1 protein-coding gene and 1 pseudogene are annotated in these 796 nt (G+C 60.1%); both read left to right on the forward strand.

What is annotated here, in order from left to right:
* A pseudogene (locus tag BG61_RS38675) lies at positions 1 to 237 on the forward strand (hypothetical protein); the annotation flags it as partial.
* Positions 238 to 340: 103 nt separating this feature from the next.
* A complete protein-coding gene (locus BG61_RS38680) occupies positions 341 to 721 on the forward strand; it encodes an ion channel (protein ID WP_035943745.1) in 381 nt (126 codons plus the stop codon).
* Positions 722 to 796: the final 75 nt, after the last annotated feature.

Genomic DNA, 796 nt, shown 5'->3' on the forward strand with positions numbered 1-796 from the left:
GCGCTGGGCATCTTTCTACTTGTTGTCCTGGGAACGTTTCCGGTCGCGTTGCCGTTTCTCTTCGTCAAGGATGTTACAACGGCACTCATCGCCTCGCGCGTGCTCACACTCGTGATGCTTTTCATCGCCGGCTTTGCGCTGGGGCGCTACACCGGCGCAGGGGCTATGAAGGCAGGTGTCGCAATGATCGCGCTTGGCATTCTGCTTACAGTGGCAATCATTAAGCTTGGCGGCTAACCGTCCCCACGCTATTCTAAACTTGGCCGGCCCGCTTTCGGTATGCGGGCGGAGACCCGGCACGTTTGCAGGGCGATCCACAAAATTGTGAGAGATCAGCGTCATGAAGAACGCCGACAATTCCGCGCATGCCCCGCTGAAGGCTCGCCACGTCCTACAGGAGGTTGCCAGGGCCCTCTGGCACCTCCGTGTCCCGCTCGCATCTCTGTTTGTGTTTTACTTCCTGCTTTCGGTCGTTATGTATTACGCCGGCGGCCCGGTCGACTCGGGAAGCGGAGCACCTTCCTCGTTTGGGCAAACCCTCAACTACTGCGCGATGAGGGCGCTCACGATCGGTCACCTCAACATTGTGCCCACCACAACAGTTGGCCGCGTCGATTCGGCGATGCTAGGAGCGCTGGGCATACTCTTTGTGGGTATCGTCGCCGCCGCCGCGGTTCGCGGTGTCCAGGAGGCGCTACGACACGCTGGCACGCAACGCTAGTTCCGTAGTCGCGCCTGAGCGACGCGCTGCGAGCCGGTTCCAATTCTCACGGTGGACAAGCCTGATGGAAATCGT

The sequence above is a fragment of the Caballeronia glathei genome (assembly GCF_000698595.1).
Lineage (GTDB): Bacteria > Pseudomonadota > Gammaproteobacteria > Burkholderiales > Burkholderiaceae > Caballeronia > Caballeronia glathei.

What these genes read in the sequence shown, in the direction of transcription:
- BG61_RS38680 (WP_035943745.1), top strand. Translation starts at nt 341, where the DNA reads ATGAAGAACGCCGACAATTCCGCGCATGCCCCGCTGAAGGCTCGCCAC.